Genomic DNA, 20,667 nt, shown 5'->3' on the forward strand with positions numbered 1-20,667 from the left:
TCATTTGCGGACTTCCTGTTCGTTCATGGCCAGCTTGACGAGATCGTCGAGATCCAGTTCGGTGAGGTCAGCTGTCGCGGAGGTGAGTCCACCGGCTTGCCGCAGACGTCTGACGGGATGGGTCTCCTGGGCCTCAGCGCCTTCGCTAGAGCCACTGAGGACTGGCTTCGCTAGGCGGATGCGCAGGTATTTCGCAATTGCGCCGGCGTTGGGGTGGTCAAAAATCAACGTGGTGGGCAGTTGTAAACCAGTGGTGAGGGCCAAGCGATTACGGAGTTCGATCGTGCCGAGGGAGTCCAGACCGATCTCGTTGAAGGCGCGGGCGGGGTCGACCGCCTCGGGGCCCGCATGGTTGAGCACAGCGGCGATTTGACTGCGCACCTCAGCCAAAAGCAGACCGTCCCATTGAGATTCGGGGACACCGTCAAGACGCTGGGCCAGGGTGGCAGCCGCTGCTTCGCGTTTTGCCGGCGCCCGGACCAGCCCGCGCAGCAGCGGAGGCAGCATCCCGATGCGGGCCTGGGCACGCAACGCGGCAAGATCCAACTGGACCGGCACTAGGAGCGGCTCGGGGCGAGTGCACGCCTGGTCAAACAAACCCAAGCCGTACGCGGTGGACATCGCGGCCAACCCGGCGCGCTGGATACGGACTTTATCGGCTGCGTTGAGCTGACCGGCAATTCCGCTGGCTTGTCCCCACAGCCCCCATGCCAGCGAGGTCGCCGGCAAACCAAGGCCGTTGCGGTACTGGGCCAGCCCATCCAGGAAGGCGTTGGCCGCAACATAATTGGCTTGCCCGGGACTACCCAACACCGAAGCGATCGAGGAGAACAAGACAAACGCCGACAGATCCAGCTCCGCGGTGAGCTCATGCAAGTGCACCGCGGCGTCCAGTTTCGGACGCAACACCTGTTCGATCTTGTCCCGATCCAGCGATTCGATCACGCCGTCGGCCAGCACTCCGGCTGCGTGGATGACCGCCCCCAACGGATGCTGGGCCGGGATCCCGGCCAGTACCGTGGCGAGCTGGTCGCGGTCAGCGACATCGGCGGCGGCGAATGTCACTTGGCAGCCTTGTTGTTCGAGTTCGGCGCGCAACTGCTCGGCGCCCTCGGCGGCGGCACCGCGGCGACTGACCAACAAGAGCCGACCGCAGTGGTATCGGCTCGCCAGATGGCGGGCCACCGCCATACCCAAACTGCCCGTGCCCCCGGTGATCAGCACCGTGCGCTGCGGGTCGAACACCGCGGTTTCAGGTTCGGGTCGAGCCGTGACGCGGGTTAGCCGTGGCGCGCACACAGTTCCCTCACGCAGCACCACACGCGGTTCCCCGGTTACCGTCAGCGCGCCGGCAACAGCCCGTGAAGCCTCGCTGGCGTGGCTGTCCTGCAGATCAATCCACATGAACCGGCCCGGATGCTCGGAAGCCGCGCTGCGCAACAATCCTTCCGCGGCCGCACCAGCGACCCCCGCCGAGCGGGCGACTAACACCAGCCGCGATTGTGCCAACTCCGGGACACCCAGCCACGCCCGCACGAGGTCCAGCGTGCGATACAACCCAGCGCGCACGCTGTCACTCCGGACACCTTCGCCTGCGATCGGTGCGGCGGTCAGCACCACCTCTGGGGCGCTGGCACCGGCCCGGATCGCCTCGCTCAGAAGTGCTAAATCCGCGAACCGCTCGATGTTTTCGCCAACAATGTCAACCAGGTTCAGTGGCCCGCCCTCGAGAATCACCATCCGCTGCGGGGCCGCGCCATCGGTTGGGATCGGGGTCCATTCCAGCGCGTGCAGCGACTCCACCCCCGGGCTGCTCATGGCGGCCAGTGCGGCGGCATCGATCGGGCGCACATCAAGGGAATCCACCGCAAGCACCGGGGCTCCTGACTCGTCAACCGCGGCGATGCTCAAGCTGCCGGACTCGTTGGGGCTCAACATCACTCGGAGCACCGCGGCACCTCGCGACCACAACGACACCCCGGCCCAGACAAACGGCAATGGCAACGCGTTGGCCACCTGCCCGGGGCCCAGCTCCCCCGCCGCCGGATGCAACGCCGCGTCGAACAACGCCGGATGCACACCAAAACTCTCGCCGGCATGTTCGGCATCCAAAGCGATCTCGGCGAACAACTGCTCACCGCGACGCCACATCGCCCGCACCCCGTGAAATGCCGGACCGTACTGAAAACCCGCGTCGGCCAACCGGTCATACAGCGACTCAGCCTGCACCGCTTGCGCATCCGCCGGCGGCCAGGTCACCAACTCAGCAAATCCCGCACCGTCCTGCGCCTCAGCGCTCAACACACCGCTGGCATGCCGGACCCATGCGTTGCCGTGCTTGTTGGTTGGGCTTTCCGGGCGCGAATGGATGGTCACTCGACAGCGGCCTTGCTCACTGGCAGCACCAATTCGCAACTGCAGTTGCAGGCCGCCGTCCTCGGGGATGAGCACGGGTGCCTCGAGGATGAGTTCGTCGAGTCGGTGGAAGTCGGCTTGGGCGCCGGCCGTCAACGCCATCTCCACCAATGCCGCGGCCGGTAATAACGCCGCATCAAGAACGGCGTGATCGGCTAGCCACGGGTGACTCTCCACAGACAGCCGTCCGCTGAACAACCAGCCATCGTCATCGCCCAGGCTGACTCCTGCGGCCAGGAACGGATGGCCCACACCCGCCAGCCCAGCCGACGCCAAGTTCCCCACGCCTGCCGACGGGGTCAACCAATACCGCTGCCGCTGGAACGCATACGGCGGCAACCCAACACGCCGTCGCTGCGGCCCGAACACTGCGCGCCAATCCACGCCCACCCCATGCACATAGGCCTTGGCCACACACCCCATCACCGCCTGCGTCTCAGGCCGATTCGCGTCCAGCACCGGAACAGACAACGCCGGGCTCGCATCGCCCACACACTGGCGCACCATCGCACTCAACGGCCCCGTGGGACCCACTTCCAGATACTTGGTGACCCCGGCGTCGGCAAGAAAGCCCACACCATCGGCGAACCGCACCGTCTCACGCACCTGACGCACCCAATAGTCCGCCGAACCCAACTCGCTCGCCGTAGCCGGCCGTCCAGTCAGGTTGGACACCAACGCAATCCGCGGCTCGCCGAATGACAACTTCGCAACGATAGCGCCGAACTCGGCCAGCATGGGCTCCATGCGCGCCGAATGAAACGCATGACTAACCTTGAGCCGCGTGGTCTTACGATCCGACCACAACCCCACCCACTCCTCGATGGCATCCGCGTCACCAGAAACCACCGTGGACTCGGGACTGTTCAGCGCGGCCACCGACAAACGCCCGCCAAAGCCCTCCAGCGTCGGCCGCACCTCGTCTTCGGAGGCCGCTACCGCCACCATCGCCCCACCCGCCGGCAGGCCGCCCATTAATCGGCCCCGCGCGGCCACCAACACGCAGGCATCGGCCAACGAGAACACCCCCGCCACATGCGCGGCGACCAACTCACCAATCGAATGACCAATCAGATAATCCGCCCGCACCCCCCAGGACTCGATCAGGCGATACAGCGCCACCTCGATCGCGAACAACGCGGGCTGCGTAAACGCCGACTGGTCCAGCAATTCCGCCTCCGGTGAACCCGCAGGGGCAAACAACAACTCCTTCAAGGACCGACCCAAATGCGGATCAAACTGCGTGCATATCTCATCGAGCGCCGCAGTGAACACCGGATAGGCCTCATACAGCTGCGCGCCCATCCCCACCCGCTGGGCTCCCTGCCCCGGGAACACCAACGCGACCTTGCCTCCCACCACACGACCGGTCACTACACCAGCATCCGGACGTCCAGCCGCCAACGCCGACAACCCTGCTATCAACTCGTGGCGATCAGTGCCCACCACCGCGGCACGGTGATCGAGCGCGGATCGACTTGTGGCAAGCGAGAATCCGACATCGACAACAGCGAGTTCGGGGTGGTCGGCCAGGTATTCACACAACCGCGCCGCTTGACCACGCAGCGCCACTTCACTTTTAGCCGAAACCAGGAACGGCATCGGGCTGGAATCGTCAGAAACATTCCCATCGGAGGGTGACGAGGGCGCCGGCTCGGAAGCCGGTGGTTCTTCCAGGATCACGTGGGCGTTGGTGCCCGAAATCCCGAATGAGGACACCCCGGCCCGACGCACCCGATCCCCACCATCCCAGGGTTGGGCCTCGGTGAGCAGCCGCACCTGACCGGCACTCCAATCCACGTGCGGCGTCGGCTCATCGACATGCAGCGTCGCCGGCAACACACCGTGGCGCATGGCCTGGATCATCTTGATCACCCCGGCCACACCGGCAGCCGCCTGGGTGTGACCCATGTTGGACTTGATCGAGCCCAACCACACCGGCCGCTCCGCATCACGATCCTGCCCATAGGTGGCCACAATGGCTTGCGCCTCAATGGGATCGCCCAACACCGTGCCGGTGCCATGGGCCTCCACCACGTCCACGTCCTCGGTGTTCAGCCCGGCGGTGGCCAGGGCCGAACGAATCACCCGCTCCTGTGATGGGCCGTTGGGTGCGGTCAACCCGTTGGAAGCACCGTCCTGATTGACCGCGCTGCCCCGAATCACCGCCAACACCTGATGCCCGTGGCGGCGGGCATCAGAAAGCCGCTCCAACAGCACCAACCCGACACCCTCGGAGAACCCGGTCCCGTCCGAAGCGGCGGCAAACGACTTGCACCGCCCATCCGGAGACAGCGCACGCTGCCGGGAAAACTCGACGAAGAAACCCGGATGGGCAATCACCGTGGCACCGCCGGCCAGGGCCATCGAACACTCGCCGGCACGCAATGCCTGGCAGGCCTGATGCATCGCCACCAGCGACGATGAACACGCCGTATCGATCGTCACCGCCGGACCTTCTAGACCGAACACATAGGCGACACGTCCCGAGGCCACGCTCGCGGAAAGCCCCGTAGTCAGATAACCTTCCACCTCCCGCGCGGCATGCACGCCGTACTGCGACGCCAGGAGCCCGGCGAAGACACCGGTTTGGCTGCCCCGCAACGACTTCGGATCGATGCCGGCCGATTCGAAGGTCTCCCAGGCGGTCTCCAGCAACAACCGCTGCTGGGGATCCATCGCCAACGCCTCACGAGGCGAGATCCCAAAAAAGTCCGCGTCGAAATCAGCGGCATCCTGCACGAACCCACCGTCACGGGCATAAGAAGTACCGGCATGATCGGGGTCAGGATGGTAAAGCCCCGCTACGTCCCAACCCCGATCGGTTGGGAATCCAGACATCACATCGCGGCCCTGGAAGACCATGTCCCACAAGGCATCCGCGGAGTCGACCCCACCCGGATACCGGCACGCCATCCCCACCACCGCAACCGCATCATCCAAACGCCCTGGCGCGGCAGGTGCGGCCGGAACCGCGGCGCCGACGATAGTTCCCTCGACGCGAGTACGCAGGAACTTGGCGATCGCGCCGGGGCTTGGGTGATCAAAGATCAGCGTCGTGGGCAGTTGTAGCCCGGTGCTCTGGGCCAAGCGGTTTCGCAGCTCGACCGCGCCCAACGAGTCCAAGCCGATCTCATTGAGCGCTTGCTCGGCATCCACCGCGTCTGCAGACCGGCGATTGAGCACCGCCGCGACCTGACCCTGCACCTCGGCCAAAAGCACATTGTCCCAGTCGCCTTCGGGGACACCGGCCAGTCGCTGCGCGAGCGGACCACCAGCACGTCGACGTTTGGCAGCCACCCGCACCAACCCGCTGAGCAGCCCGGGCAGCATCCCCGCTTCGGCTTGGGCACGCAACCCAGCAGGGTCCAGCTGTACGGGCACCAGCAGCGCCTCGCTCCGTGCGCAGGCCCGATCAAACAATTCCAGGCCGTACTCAGTCGACATCGCCGCCACCCCGCTGCGTCGCAGCCGGGCCTGATCGGCGTCATCAAGCTCACCAGTCATCCCACTGGCCTCGCCCCACAAGCCCCATGCCAACGACGTCGCCGGCAAACCGAGGCTCTGCCGATACTGGGCCAACCCATCCAGGAAGGCGTTGGCCGCAGCGTAATTGGCCTGCCCCGGACTGCCCAGCACCGCGGCGGCCGAAGAGAACAGCACAAACGCCGACAAGTCCAAACCCGCCGTCAGCTCGTGCAAATGCAGCGCGGCATCCAGTTTCGGACGCAAGACCTGCTCTACCTTGGCGCGATGCAGCGATTCGATCACCCCATCGGCGAGCACCCCAGCGGCGTGGATCACCGCACCCAGCGGATATTCGGCCGGGATCGCAGCCAGTGCCGTGGCCAACTGATCGCGATCGGCTACATCGACGGCGGCGAATGTCACCTGGCAGCCTTGTTTTTCCAGTTCGCCGCGCAGCTGCTCGGCACCGTCAGCCTCGGCGCCTCGGCGGCTGACCAGCAACAAATGCCCGCATTGATGCACGGCGGCCAAATGACGCGCCAACGCCACACCCAACACACCCGTACCCCCGGTGATCAACACCGTGCGGCCAGGATCAAATACCGGCGTATCGGTTTCGGGTTCAGAGCTGACGCGAGCAAGCCGCGGCGCCAACACGATTCCCTCGCGAACAGCCACCCGCGGCTCTCCGGACAGCGCCACCGCTGCCGCCACACCCCGCCGAGAGGCCTCACTGTCGTCGAGGTCAACCCACATGAACCCACCCGGCTTCTCAGAAGCCGCGCTGCGCAACAACCCTTCCGCCGCTGCCGCTGCGACATCCGGGCATTCCCCCGCACCCACGGCCACCGCCGCGCGGGTGACAAACACCAACCGCGCCTGCGCCAACTCCGGAACGCCCAACCAGGCCTGCAGCACGCCCAGCGTGCGATACAACCCACTACGCGCAGCCGCAGCAAGCCCATCGTCGCCGCCCACCGCCGCCGCCGTCAGCACCACCTCCGGAGCACTGACACCGCCACGAACCGCCTCGGTCAGCGCGACCAGATCCGGGTAACACTGCACATCCTCACCGAGAACCGCTTCCACATCCGACAGCCCACCGCCAAGGATCGCCATACGCGGACGACCTTCCACCGCGTCGACTGTTGTCCAATCCACCACATGCAGCGACTCGGTTCGCCGGCTGCCGATGCGGGCCAGCTGGGCGGCTTCAATCGGCCGCACGTCCAATGAGTCGACACGAATCACGGGCTCGCCGTTGAGATTCCAAGCGGTGAGGCGCAGTCCACCAGCGCCCGTGGGGACGAGGGCGACCCGCAGCGCCGAATCCGCAAGACCCGCCAACGACACTCCGCCCCAGGCGAAGGGCAACTGCACCTGACCGGGCTGACCGTCCATTAGGCCGGGAGCCGCGTGCAGCGCCGCGTCGAATAACGCCGGATGCACGCCGAATCCTTCGGTCGATTGTTCCCCGTCGAAGCTGACTTCAGCGAACAGTTCATCGCCGCGGCGCCAGATTGCTTGCACCCCTTGGAATACCGGGCCATATTGGAACCCAATCTCCGCCAACCGGCCATACAGTGAGTCGGCATGCACTGACATCGCGCCGGCCGGCGGCCAGGACACCAATTGCTGGAAATCCGAGCGGTCATCCGCGTCGGCGCTCAGCGCGCCGGTCGCGTGGCGAACCCACTGCTCGGCTCCCTCAGTGAGCGCCTTTTCCGGGCGCGAAAAGATCGTCACTCGGCAGCGACCGTCCTCATCGGGACCGCCGATAAGCAGTTGTAGTTGCACCGCACCGTCTTCGGGGATCAGCAATGGCGCTTCGAGGACGAGTTCGTCGAGTCGCCGGAGCTCGGCGCGGGCACCGGCAGCCAACGCCATCTCCACAAACGCGGTGCCCGGCATTAACACCACATCAAAAACGGCGTGATCCATCAGCCACGCCTGGTCCTTAACCGAGAGCTGCCCGCTAAAGAGCCATCCCTGATCATCGCCGAGGTTCACGCCCGCGGTCAGGAAAGGGTGATCTAGCGTCGACAGTCCCGCTGACGCCAGATCGCCACCCGTACCCGCCGTGTTGTAGCTTCTCAGCCAATACCGTTCCCGCTGAAATGCATAGGTGGGCAGCGAGACTCGTTGCGGGCCGTGCGGGGCAAAGACGGCTGTCCAGTCCACCGTTACGCCGCGCACCTGGGCTTCAGCGAGTGATGTGGCAAAGCGTCTCCAGCCGCCGTCACCCCGGCGCATCGAGCCCAGCACCGCCATGTCGGCCAGGTCTTGCCCGGCTGCCTCCGCGGTTTCGTTAATGGCCACCCCCAGTACCGGGTGCGGACCCATCTCGATGAACGTGCTACAGCCCTGCTCCAGCAACAGCCGGATGGTGTCGGCGAACCGCACCGGCTGGCGCACGTTGCGATACCAATAAGCGGCGTCAAGGGTGTCGGTGTCCAACTGCGCACCGACGACTGTTGAGAAGAACGGAACATCCCCGGCGCGTGACGTGATGGTCGCCAGCTCGGCCATCAGGCGCTCTTTCACCGGCTCCATTTGCGGGCAGTGCGAGGCAAAGTCCGCGGCAAGCACCTTGGCGAACACGCCTTCGGCCGTGCACTCAGCCACCAACTCTGCCAGCGCCGCGGGATCCCCGGCGACTCCGGTCGAGGTTGGGCTGTTAAGCGCCGACACCCAGATCCGCCCCTCCCAACGCGATAACCGCGCGTTGACCTGCTCAGCGGGCAGACCCACCGACGCCATGCCGCCACCGCTGGCAAGCTCCGCGATGGCGCGGCCGCGCAGCGCGACGAGTCTGGCGGCGTCCTGCAGGCTCAGGGCGCCAGCTATGTAGGCGGCGGCGATCTCACCCTGGGAGTGGCCGATCACCATCGCCGGTTCCACACCGCAGGAACGCCACAACTCGGCCAATGACACCATCACCGCAAACAACGCAGGCTGGACCACATCCACCCGGGTCAACGAGGATTCGGCCACTCCGCCGCGCAGCACCTCCTCCAGCGACCAATCCACATGGGGCGCAAGCGCATCGGCGCACGCCCGCAGCTGCGCAGCGAACACCGGCGAGCTATCCAGCAGCTCTACCGCCATGGCCTCCCACTGCGGGCCGTGTCCCGGGAAAACGAACGCGACCTTGCCGCCGATTGGATGACCCGTCACCACCCCGGCGGCGGGCTGCCCAGTGGCCAGCGCCGACAAGCCCGCCATCAACTCATGGCGATCCGCACCCACCACCGCGGCGCGGTAATCGAACGCGGATCGACCCGTGGCAAGCGAGAACCCAATATCGGCAACATCGAGTTCCGGGTGATCGGCCAGGTGAGCGCTCAGTCGCGCCGCTTGCCCACGCAGCGCCGCTTCGCTTTTGGCCGAGACCACTAACGGAACCACCGCCTGGCCCGCAGACACGGCCAGGGGCGCACCACTACTCGACGTAGCCTGATTGGAAGCTGCGGGGGGCGCTTCCTCGACGATCAGATGCGCGTTGGTGCCCGAGATACCAAATGACGACACCCCGGCCCGACGGATCCGGGCCCCACGCTTCCAGGGCTGGGCCTCGGTGAGCAGCTGCACGTGACCCGCACTCCAGTCCACCTGCGGTGTGGGAGCATCGACATGCAAGGTCGGCGGCAACACACCGTGGCGCATGGCCTGGATCATCTTGATCACCCCGGCCACACCGGCGGCGGCCTGAGGATGACCCATGTTGGACTTGATGGAACCCAACCACAGCGGCCGATCCGGATCGCGTTCTTGGCCGTAGGTCGCCAAGATCGCCTGGGCCTCAACGGGATCGCCTCGCCTGGTACCGGTGGCATGGGCCTCCACCACATCCACATCCGCCCCGCCCAATCCCGCTGCGGCCAACGCCAAACGGATCACCTGCTCCTGGGCGGGCTCGCTGGGAGCGACAAGCCCGTTGCTGGCCCCGTCCTGGTTGATCGCGCTGCCGCGGATCACCGCCAACACCTCATGGCCGTTGCGGCGAGCTTCGGAAAGGCGCTCAAGCAACACCACCCCCGCGCCCTCGGAGAAGCCGGCCCCATCCGCGGCAGCCGCGAATGATCTGCATCTCCCATCCGGGGACAGCGCCCGCATGCGGGAAAACTCGATAAGCGTCTTCGGGGTGGCCATCACCATGACCCCACCGGCCAGTGCCATCGAGCACTCACCGCTACGCAGTGCCTGACAGGCCTGATGCATCGCCACCAATGATGACGAGCACGCGGTGTCCACACTTACCGCCGGACCGTTGAAGCCAAGCACATAGGCGACACGACCGGATATCACACTCGCCTGCGTACCGACGCCTATGTGTCCCTCGGCGTCATCCCAGCCGGCCTCACCGTACCCCGAATCCATGATCCCGGCGAAGACACCGGTTAGGCTGCCGCGCAACGCTTGTGGGTCGATGCCCGCTGATTCAAACGCCTCCCACGCGGTTTCCAGGAGGATTCGCTGTTGGGGGTCCATCGCCCAGGCCTCGCGCGGCGAAATCCCGAAGAACCCCGCATCGAAATCTGCGACCTCTTCGATAAATCCCATCGCACGCGTATAGCAAGTTCTCATGCGATCGGGGTCGGGACTATACAGTCGCTCCAGATCCCAACCACGATCTGTCGGAAACCCCGAGATCACGTCGCGGCCTTGAGCCACCATGTTCCACAAGCCCTCCGGAGAGTCCACTCCACCCGGATAACGGCACGCCATGCCCACCACCGCAATCGGATCGTCGAGCCGTGATTGAGGGGGTGTGTTTGGCACACGGCTGCCGACGGGTCCAACGGCAGCGCCAACACGGTACTTCATCGGGAACTCCTATCCATCCCACGTACTAGGAAAGCCCCGTGGGGTTAGCGGCCTGATTTTGTGACTGAGCAATGCCTTGCTCATAGAACGGTCTTGTTCTGCATGCCGTCAGCTCCTGGCGGGGAACGCGGGAGCTGACCTCGGGGTCCACATCCGGGCTGTTGCCAGCCACATCGGCGTTAACGTGAACAAACTGATCGATCAGGACCTGATTACGAAGGGTTTCAGGCCCAATCGGCAAAGTAGCGCGAGCGCATTACCAACATCGGTCGACGGCCGCGTTCGCGAGCGAGCCTATCTGCTTCGCACCCGACCAGCGGCGCGCTCGGAGCGGCATCGGAGCTAGATTGCAGGCTGTTTGCCAAACAGCGATCGTGTTCTCGCTTTCTTCGATGGGACGCGATAACAGTGTGAGCGTGCCGTGATCGCACGGATATCCGCCGCTCGGGCCGAATTCGTGTCCCCCAATCGGAGGACCGGCCGTCCCCTTAACGGTTGCTCCGTATTCGAATCGCATTGGTAGTCACCAATTTTGCGCTCAGCGATCGAAATCACACCAGTGGACGGTGTTTCGATCGTTATTGGCCGAGGGTGCGGGGGGCCACGTCTACTCCCTCGTTGATGCCGATGCGCTGATGAAGCCGGGCCAGTGGCAAGGGCGCCCACCAATTGGCCCGGCCCATGACGCGCATGAACGCTGGGAGCAGCACCATGCGCACCAGCGTGGCGTCCACAACCACCGCCAGCGTAAGTCCCAAACCGAACATTCTCATGAACGCGACCTGTGCGGCTATCAACGCGGCGAAGGAGATTGACATGAGCAGCGCCGCGGCGGTCACTACGCGACCGGAGCGCGCCAGACCAAGCGCGACGGCCTCGTCGTTGTCCGCCGCGGTTCGGTTGGAGGCCAACCAGTACTCGCGGATGCGCGACACCAAGAACACCTCGTAGTCCATTGACAGCCCAAAGGCGATGCAGAACAACAGCACCGGTGTGTGGACCACCAGAGCGCCGTTGGCCGTGGTACCCAACGCGCCAAGGTGGCCGTCCTGGAATATCCAGACCAGCGCGCCGAATGCTGCGGTTAGCGATAAGACATTGAGCACCAAGGCTTTCAGCGGCAACACCACGCTACCGGTCAACAAGAACAACAACGCGAACGTGATGACCGCGATAATCGACAAGACCATCGGCAGCCGCGATGTGACCGCATGAACACTATCGCGGTTAACCGCCGCCCTCCCAGCTATTTGCACCGCGCGGCCACCAGGACCGCCGACGGCGTCGAGACGGTCCAATTGCCTTTCCGATGCGCCGGAGAACGACGGTGCCGCGCTGACCACAGTCAGGAACGCACTGCCGTCTTTGACCTCGGTGGGCGCTGACGGCGGTCCGATCAGCGACCCACCCACGAAGGTCCCGCCTGGTGCCGACACCGACAGGACGTCGGGCACCTGCGACAGGTGCGCGGCATAGCGATTCACGTCATCGGGCGTAACGCCGGCCGTATCAGGAATCACGACGATCACGTTCGTGGCCGTGTTGACCGCAACATTGGAGCGCAGCTCGTCGCCGACCTGTCGCGCCGAGGCCGACTTCGGCAACACCCGGTCGTCGGAGAAGCCCCAATTAGCCCCGAGGAAAGGTGCGCCCAATAGCAGCAGCACTGCGACGACCGCAAGGCCGATCGGAATTGGCCGTCGCATCACCGCTTTCGTGGAGCGGTACAACAGGCTCTCCTCGATTGCGCGCGGCTCCGGCTCGGGGCGTCCGCGAAGCCGGCGCATCAGCCGGCGCACATCCAGCGAGTCCAGCCGATCGCCGAGCAGCACGATCACGGCCGGGGTGATCACCACCGCGGCGACCGCTGCCAGTGCGACCACGGCGACGCCCGCGTAGGCGAATGACTTGAGAAAGTACATCGGAAATAGCACCAGCGTGGCCATCGACAGGGCGACGGTCATCGCCGAGAAGAGCACGGTCCGCCCGGCCGTGGACATCGTGCGGATCAATGCCTCATCGCTGTCGCGGCCGTCGGCGAGCTCGTCACGATATCGGCTCACGATCAGCAGCGTGTAGTCGATGGCCAGAGCCAGACCCATGGCCATGGTGAGGTTGAGAGCGAAGATTGAGACGTTGGCGGCGAACGTGATCGCTCGCAATACCGCTAACGTGGCGACGATCGCGAAGCCGCCGACCGCCATCGGTAGCGCCGCTGCCAGCAGGCCGCCGAACACCCACACCAACGCAATGAAGCTCACGGGCATCGCGATGGATTCCATGATCAGTAGGTCTTTTTCGGTTTGGTCATTGATCTGCACGTAGGTCATGGCCTCGCCGCCGGCCTTCACCGTGACGCCGTCGCGGTCGTGGACGAGCCGATTCGCCAGCGCTTCGGCGTTCTTCTGAGCGCCCGTCTCGCCACCGTTAACGCCGGCAACGATCAGCCCGGTCTTACCGTCCTTGGTTGTCAAGCTCGACGCAGATTGAGGCGGAACGGTCCATGCCGAGCTCACCCGGGTAACCGCTGGCGACGCCTTCAGCTGCGCGACTATCTCGGTGCCGACGGCCCGGGCGGCGTCGCTTTGTGCCCCGGCATCAGAGGTGACCGTGACAATCATCTCCATGTCGCCGTGGTCGAACTTTTGCGCCAGCAGCCGCTGAGCTTGCGACGACTCCGATGACGGATCCTCAAAGCCGCCTGCCGACAACGCTTCGATGACGGGGAAGCCGAAAACCCCGGCGCCGACCATAACGAGGACACCCGCGGCGACGATTCTGCGCGGCGCGGAAATGGCGAGTCGAGCGAATGCCTGTAGCATCTGGTGGCCTCCCGTTGCACGGAGTCGAATCAGACTACTTCCTTACCCCGGATTGCGACAGGAGCTGCTGGGCGGTCGAGATCCTGTGTCGGTCTATCTTCCAAATCGGCTATGCCGAGACAACATTCGGATTGGTTACCGTCCATGGCGATCGGATCACCGAGGCGCAGTCTGCGACGGTGGCCGCTATGCCTGACTGCGCCCAAGCTAGGTGACTCGAGCGGCGAGCGGTTCGAAGCCGACCGCAACGGCTTTGGCGCGGAACCGCGCCATGAACTCGTCGTGGCCGGCCGTGTCGCCCCGCGCGCCTGCGACCAACCCGCGCAGGCGCAACAGGGGCAGTTCGTGGAGTAGGAAGCCTTCGTCGGTCGGCACCGCCGCCAGCCGGTCGATCGCGGCTTGGGCTTCTTGCACGTCGGCGTCGTTACCGCGAGCCAGCAGTACTTCCACTAAGACCGTGACGGCCGACCAGCGCCACAGCATCTCACCCGACGAATAGCTTCGATCGACGACTGCGCGAGCTAGGTCGATGGCGCCGTCAACATCTCCGTTTCTAGCCTTCTCCCTGGCTAATTCGGGATCCACGATTGACATCGCTATACCAACAAAGCGCTGCCTCGCCGCGGAATCACGGGCTTGGGTCAGGAGTTGGATGCCCTTTTCCCGGTGGGCGCCGCCATGATGGAGTTGCGTGAACCCGTGCGCCAGCAGGGCGAATCCCAGGACGAGTTGGTCACCTGTCTGCTCGGCGATCCACAATGCGTCTGCGGTGGTCTGCAACGCTGTCGCATCGGCAGCAACGGCACCGAAGGGGATGGTCAATGCGTACTTCCACATGATTGTCATGACGTGGATCGTGGAGTCGACCGGGGCGGCCATGGCGATCGCGGCGTCCGCATCGGCTTGCCAGCCCGGCATGCCCAGGCACATCTTGGTGACCCCCGTTATGCCCGTTGCCATAGCTACTTCGACCTGAAAAAGTCGGCGCGTTGATCCGCGGGTTGATGGTGCTGAACAGGAAAGATGGCCTCAAGCCCTTGTTGCGGAAGGGATTGAGGCCATCGTGTTTCGTACTGTAGGCGATCAGGTGTCGCTTTGGGAGGCAGTGCTTCCCGCGGAGTTGTTGAAGTTGCCCGATGAGTTGGCGCGGGTCGATGGGCTGCTCGATGATCCGGTGTTCTTCGCCCCGTTCGAGCCGTTCTTCGATACACGGATCGGGCGTCCGTCCACGCCGATGGAGACCTATCTGCGGTTGATGTTCTTGAAGTTCCGTTACCGGCTGGGCTATGAGTCGCTGTGCCGAGAAGTCGCGGATTCGATCACTTGGCGCCGGTTCTGCCGGATCGGACTGGATGGGTCGGTGCCGCATCCGACCACGTTGATGAAGCTGACCACCCGGTGTGGCAGTGCGGCGGTCGACGGGCTCAATGAGGTGCTGTTGGCCAAGGCGGCTGAGGCGAAGTTGTTGCGTACTAATCGGATTCGGGTGGATACCACGGTGGTGCCGGCTAATGTGGCCTATCCGACCGATTCGAGTCTGCTGGCCAAGGCGACGCGCCGGATCGCCGGGATCGGCAAGCGGATCCAGGCCGCTGGGGGCGCGGTGCGCACCCAGCTGCGGGACCGCTCCCGCGCGGCGGGCAAGCGCGCGCACGCGATCGCGTCGAAACTGCGCTCTCGCGCCGCGCTGGGCCGCGACGAGGCCAAGGCCGCGGTGCTGACCAGCACCGGGGAGCTGGCTGTGCTGGCCAAAACCGCGGCGCGCGAGGCCGAGCGGCTACTGGTCAACGCCAAGCGGGCGGTGCGCCGGGCCCAGGTCAAAGCTGCCGACCTGCGCGCCCGCGGCGAGCATGATGCAGCAGCCGGCCGGCGACGTGGCCGGCTGGTGCGTGCGGTCAACGACCTGGCCAAACTGCTGGAAGCGACGCGGCAGATCGTGGCGCAGACCCAGCAGCGCGTCGCCGGGCACATCCCGGACGGGGCGAGTCGGCGGGTCAGCCTTCACGACGGCGATGCCCGCCCGATCGCCAAGGGCAGGCTGGGCCGGCCGGTCGAGTTCGGGCACAAGGCCCAGATCGTCGACAACGACGACGGCATCGTCCTGGACCACCGTGTGGAGCAAGGCAATCCACCCGACGCGCCGCAACTAGCGCCCGCGGTCAAACGGGTCACCAAACGCGCCCGGCGTACCCCGGGCACCGTCACCGCCGACCGCGGCTACGGCGAGGAACGCGTCGAAAACGACCTGCACGACCTCGGTGTACGTACGGTCGTGATACCGCGAAAAGGCAAACCCGGCAAGGCTCGGCAAGCCGAGGAACACCGGCCAGCCTTCCGACGAACAATCAAGTGGCGCACCGGCAGCGAAGGCCGCATCAGCACTCTCAAACGAAACTACGGTTGGAGCCGCTCCTCCATCGATGGCACCGAAGGAACCCGAATCTGGACCGGACACGGCGTCCTCGCCCACAACCTAGTCAAGATCAGCGGCCTCGCAGCATGACCCGACGCCCCAAAGCACGGATCTCTGCCTCCACAGTCACGCGGTATTCGCGCACCAACAGCAGACTCAGGGGCCGTCACTTTTTCAGGTCGAAGTAGCTAGTGGTGAACCAAAGACCAGGTTTCCTTTCCTGGGGTCCCCTGCCGCCAGCTCGATGGCTCGCTGCGCCAAGCTCAGCGCTTCCCTGACCTCGCCGGCCTCAATCTTGGCGTAGGTACCCGTGTAGAACAGAGCGACCGTGAGCGTCGGGTCTCCGATTGAATCAACGAGTTCGATGAATTCGCCGGCCAGTTTTGCCGCGTCGCGAGCGCGTCCACTTGATGCGAGCGCCATGACGACACCGGACATGCCGATGGCGAGCGAAACCCGGTCGTCAGCCAGCGCACACAGCTCACGCAGTTCGTCAAAGCCGGTTTCGCTGGCGCCACGTCCGGCAAGGAATGCGGTTGCGCACAATAGGGTTTGGGCCTGGACTTGCATTCGGACCCGTGCCGGATGGTCGCCGGGAAGCCGGTCGGCGACCTGGCGGGCACGCTGCCAGCTCGTCCGGGCCGACATGAGGTCGCGGTGCTTGGACCACACCCCAGCGCGCATGTGCCAGCCGAAGGCCGCGTCCAGATCTCCGGCGGCTTCGCGGTGCTCGGCGATCAAGGCGGCGTTCTGGTCCGCGCCTCCAGGATCGCGATCTTCGATGACGGTGGCCAATCGCCGATGCTTTTCGGCCCGCTCAGCCTTCAGTTGCGACTCGTAAGCCACGGTGCGGACCAGCGGATGCCGAAACGCGAATTCAGGGTGTGGGATGAACCGCACCTGATCGATGAGTTCGGCCCGCAGCAGCCTAGCTACAGCGGGCGCCAAACTGTTGCTGCCGCCCAGTACGGCGTTGAGCACGTCGAGGGTGAACTGGGCCCCGATGATCGCCGCGGCATACAACACCTGTTTGGCGTCGCTTTCCAGGCGGTCGATGCGGGCAGCGATGGTGGCCTGCAGCGTGCTCGGCAGGGTGATGGCAGCTGTTGCCTCGCGGCACTCATACCGGCCCGGTTCGCCGTCGAGTACGCCCCGCCCGGCCAGGTCCCGAGTGATCTCTTCGGCGAAAAACGGGTTCCCGACGGCTTGTTCGGTAACCTGTGCGATCAATCCGGCCACCGATGGGTGTGCACCCAGTAGCTCACCGACGAGTGCGTGGGTGTGTGCTGCGCTCAGCGGAGCCAGGGCGATGGTCTGGCCACCCGGCGAGCGTGACAGCAGGCCCTGGTATTCGGGCCGATAGGTAATCATGACCAGCGAATGGGTTTGGGGAACAACGGCGACGAATTCGCCGAACATGGCTTCGCTGGCCTCGTCGATCCAGTGCGCGTCCTCGATCACATACACCGCCGGGCTGGTGCGAGCCAAGACCGCAGCGTTGAGCAGCGCCGCCAGCCGCCGCCGCCGCGCATCTGGGGTGATGGAAGGCAAAGCAACCGCTGGGTCACCTATTGCAAGGAGATCGTCGAGCAGCAGCAGATCCTCCGGGTTGGCGCCGGGGATGCGGGCACGAACCATCGTCCGGGCCTCATCGGGCGCGACATCGTTGATTTCAAACACCGTTCGCAATAGCCGGGCCACCACGTGAAAAGGAACGTCGCGGGTATGGGATTCGCAGTAGGTGGTAAATACCTCGACGCTGCGCTCGGCTGCCAGCCGCACCGCCTCGGCGACCGTGCGGCTCTTGCCGATGCCGGGCGGCCCGACCACCCCGGCCACGCAACCGACGCCGCAGATGGATTGCTCAAGAAGCCCGCCCAGGCTGTTGAGCTCCCACGTGCGGCCGACCAGCGTCGACTCCCGTCGCCTGGGTTCTGGGCGCGCACCGCGCACCGCCAGCAGCTGGCGCACCGGAACCGGAGCTTTTGCGCCTTTGATCTGCACTAGCTCGGGCTCGCCGAGATCAGCGGCATGTTCGACGAGGACCGCGGTGGATTCGCTGACCATTACGCCACCCGGCGGAGCTGCCGCTTCCATGCGTTGAGCCATTCCGACCTGCTCGCCGATCGCGGTGTAACCCGCGGAGCCAGAACCGATTTCACCGACGATTACCTGACCCGAGCTGAGTCCGATCCGCAAGCGCAGCGCGCTACCCTCGTTGCGCGCAAACTCAGTTGCCAAGCTGCGCATTTCGTCTTGAATGTGCAACGCCGAAAGACAAGCGCGCAACGCATGGTCTTCGAGCGCGACCGGCGCTCCGAACACCGCCATGATCCCGTCGCCGGTGAACTTGTCGACCGTACCGCCGTAACGCCGCACCTCGGTTGCCGAGCGGTTGAAGACCTCAGTCATGAGCTCGCGCAGCCGCTCCGGCCCCAGCTGAGCAGCAAGGTGCATAGAACCCACCACATCAGCGAACAGCACGGTCACCTGTTTGTATTCGGCCGATTGCCGGGTGCGCGGCCTACCACACTGGCTGCAGAACCTCGCTGTTGCCGACACCGGACTGCCGCAGGACGAACAGGACAGTTCTGTCGTCGTCATTGCGTCAACACCGCTGTCCACGTTCGTATCGTGGCATTGGTCCAACGCTCGGTCTATACATTGATGCCGCGGATCGGGCAAAAGCTACGCTGACGCACGTCGACCGAGGCGGTGGGAGGACTCGAATGTTAAAGGCGATGGGGTTTGCGGCCAGCATCGCGATGGGCTGCCTGGGTATTGCGGCGCCGCAGCAGCCGTCCCCCGGCACGAATGTTTCGCCATCGACTACTCCTACCACCACGCCGCCGTGTGTCGGATTGTCGATCTGTCCACCACCGCCCCCGGACGCCGGCGGTAATCCGCCGTGTTTCTACTCCGACGGCTGGCAGGCTACGGCATCGGGCACCGGGATCGAGGTGTGGTATTTCCATGAGCCGCAAAACATGTCGAAGGCCGAAAAGGTTACGGCCGTGGTCCTCAAGAAGGACGACACCACCGAGTCTCAGGAAGCCAGCATCGAAGCCGGCCAACAGGTCCACCGCTTCGAGTTTCCGGCCGTCGATAAGTCCGCGGTGTCAGAGGTGTTTCTCGACACAAGCAGCGGCCGCTGCTTCGTGATCGGGCCGGGCAGCTAACCTCGTCGAAAGTGCACTCAGCGCGAAAATCCGGCGAGTTTCGACAGTGGTTACACGCTCGGCGAAGGGCTGGCAGCGTCGAAGACTTCCGCGGTGGACGGCGCGCCTCTGGCAATCACGACCGGCATCGACGTCGCCGCGTCGGTGCGAAGGATGGTGTGCACCACTTCGACGAGGTCCGCGACGGGCATCAGTTTGCCCGGCATGCAGCCTCGCGACACCCAAAGCGGGTAGGTCTTCATGGCCAGCTCGCGGTCCCACCCGATGTTCATTCCCGTTCGCGCGTCCCCTTCGCCGCCCGCGCACTCCCCGACGATGAGGCAGGTAAAGCCAATGTCGGGGTGTTCGGCACGCCAGGCTTCCACAAGCCTCTCCAACGCTGCTTTGCTGACGCCGTAAGCGCCTAGGCCCGGCCACGGCGGCCCGAAGGTGCCGGCGTCGGACGAAAGGTAAACCACCTTTCCCCCGGAGGCTCTCAGGTGCGGCACTGACGCCGCGGTCGCCAGGGCAGCGCCTATCACGTTGGTGTCGAAGACGCGCCGCCAGGTTTCCGCATCGGTGTCGACCATGGGGATAAGTGGACTTATGGCAGGTGCGTATATCACGTTGTCGATGCCGCCGAGCGCGTCGGCTGCGGAATTGATGGCCGATCGACACGATGCCTCGTCAGTGACATCGCATTCGATGGCGACCGCGCTCGGCCCCGCATCCTTTGCCGCCGTCTCGATGCGTTCCCGCCGACGCGCCAGGAGCGCGACCTGGGCCCCCCGCTGCGCAAGGCCGACACCAATACAGCGCCCTAGTCCACTTGAGGCACCGATGACCACCGTTCTCGACATATCCGCCCTCCAGCCGAACGCGACACGTCACGCTCTTTCAATCCGCCCGGCTTGAGGCTACGCGGTGCTCGGGTCGCCGCTCCAGGGTTGCCGGACTCAGCCTTTGCCGATGATGGCGTCGCGAGCCCGATCCATCATCGCCGCGAACGGACCAGCGATCAGATTTGCCGCCTGGGATTCGACCCCGGCGTGCGGCCGGGTCGGCGCGATTGCTTCGGCAAGCTTGGCAGCGCGACCCATCGTTTCGAGTTCGCTAGTGCTCAAATGCTCTGCCAGCTTTGTGAATTCGTCGCTTTCCTCATGTTCAGCGTGATAGAGAACGGCATCGCGAAGCGCCTTGAGCTGTTGGGTGAAAGCCGCGCTATCGGCGTCGAGCGTTTCTAGATCTTTGAGAACCGTCTTGGCTTCATGCTCTTCTTCGAGCCGTTTCTCGACAACCGCTTTGCCGTCAGCGACCTTTCGCTTGACGCGAGGGTGCACGATTTCCTCTTCAACTGTTTCGTGGATGGCGAGCAGTCGTCGAAGTTCGACGAACGCCTGCTCTCGTTGCTGGCCAGACGTCGACAGCGTCTTCGCGAAAAGCGACTTGATCTGCTCGTGCTGGCTTATCAGAAAGTCGACCACGTCATTGGGCGACTGGATGGCGGTCTGGGCCATGTTGTCCTCCCTTGATCGTCACATATCAGCGCGCCGGACTAGGTTTT

General features: G+C 64.8%; 8 protein-coding genes. 2 read left to right on the plus strand and 6 right to left on the minus strand.

Annotation, left to right across the window (positions count from 1 at the left end; all coding sequences use genetic code 11):
• The 3 genes from AADZ78_RS17220 to AADZ78_RS17230 form a co-directional block, all read right to left on the minus strand.
• A complete protein-coding gene (locus tag AADZ78_RS17220) occupies positions 1 to 10,710 on the minus strand; it encodes a type I polyketide synthase (RefSeq protein ID WP_085249971.1) in 10,710 nt (3,569 codons plus the stop codon).
• A gap of 578 nt (positions 10,711 to 11,288) precedes the next feature.
• Positions 11,289 to 13,532: an MMPL family transporter gene (locus AADZ78_RS17225; protein WP_085249969.1), complete on the minus strand. Its 2,244-nt coding sequence runs from the start codon at positions 13,530 to 13,532 to the stop codon at positions 11,289 to 11,291.
• Positions 13,533 to 13,739: 207 nt separating this feature from the next.
• On the minus strand, positions 13,740 to 14,492 hold the full coding sequence (locus AADZ78_RS17230) for a hypothetical protein (RefSeq protein ID WP_085249967.1): 753 nt from the start codon (positions 14,490 to 14,492) through the stop codon (positions 13,740 to 13,742).
• 103 nt (positions 14,493 to 14,595) lie between these two features.
• Between AADZ78_RS17230 and AADZ78_RS17235 the strand changes: the two genes are divergently transcribed.
• Entirely contained in the window at positions 14,596 to 16,035 is a 1,440-nt protein-coding gene (locus AADZ78_RS17235; protein WP_085251832.1) for an ISNCY family transposase, read from the plus strand.
• 84 nt (positions 16,036 to 16,119) lie between these two features.
• Here the strand turns inward: AADZ78_RS17235 and AADZ78_RS17240 are convergent, their stop codons facing one another.
• Positions 16,120 to 18,549 carry an adenylate/guanylate cyclase domain-containing protein gene (locus AADZ78_RS17240; protein WP_085253432.1) on the minus strand — a complete coding sequence of 810 codons (2,430 nt, stop codon included), beginning with the start codon at positions 18,547 to 18,549 and terminating at the stop codon, positions 16,120 to 16,122.
• Between the two features lie 125 nt (positions 18,550 to 18,674).
• Between AADZ78_RS17240 and AADZ78_RS17245 the strand changes: the two genes are divergently transcribed.
• Positions 18,675 to 19,124: a hypothetical protein gene (locus tag AADZ78_RS17245; protein WP_139829096.1), complete on the plus strand. Its 450-nt coding sequence runs from the start codon at positions 18,675 to 18,677 to the stop codon at positions 19,122 to 19,124.
• Positions 19,125 to 19,174: 50 nt separating this feature from the next.
• On the opposite strand, the gene AADZ78_RS17250 is transcribed toward AADZ78_RS17245, so the two are convergent.
• Positions 19,175 to 19,951: an SDR family oxidoreductase gene (locus tag AADZ78_RS17250; protein WP_204081800.1), complete on the minus strand. Its 777-nt coding sequence runs from the start codon at positions 19,949 to 19,951 to the stop codon at positions 19,175 to 19,177.
• A gap of 108 nt (positions 19,952 to 20,059) precedes the next feature.
• Entirely contained in the window at positions 20,060 to 20,620 is a 561-nt protein-coding gene (locus tag AADZ78_RS17255) for a hemerythrin domain-containing protein (RefSeq protein WP_085253435.1), read from the minus strand.
• Positions 20,621 to 20,667 lie beyond the last annotated feature (47 nt).

The organism is Mycobacterium riyadhense (assembly GCF_963853645.1).
Classification (GTDB): domain Bacteria; phylum Actinomycetota; class Actinomycetes; order Mycobacteriales; family Mycobacteriaceae; genus Mycobacterium; species Mycobacterium riyadhense.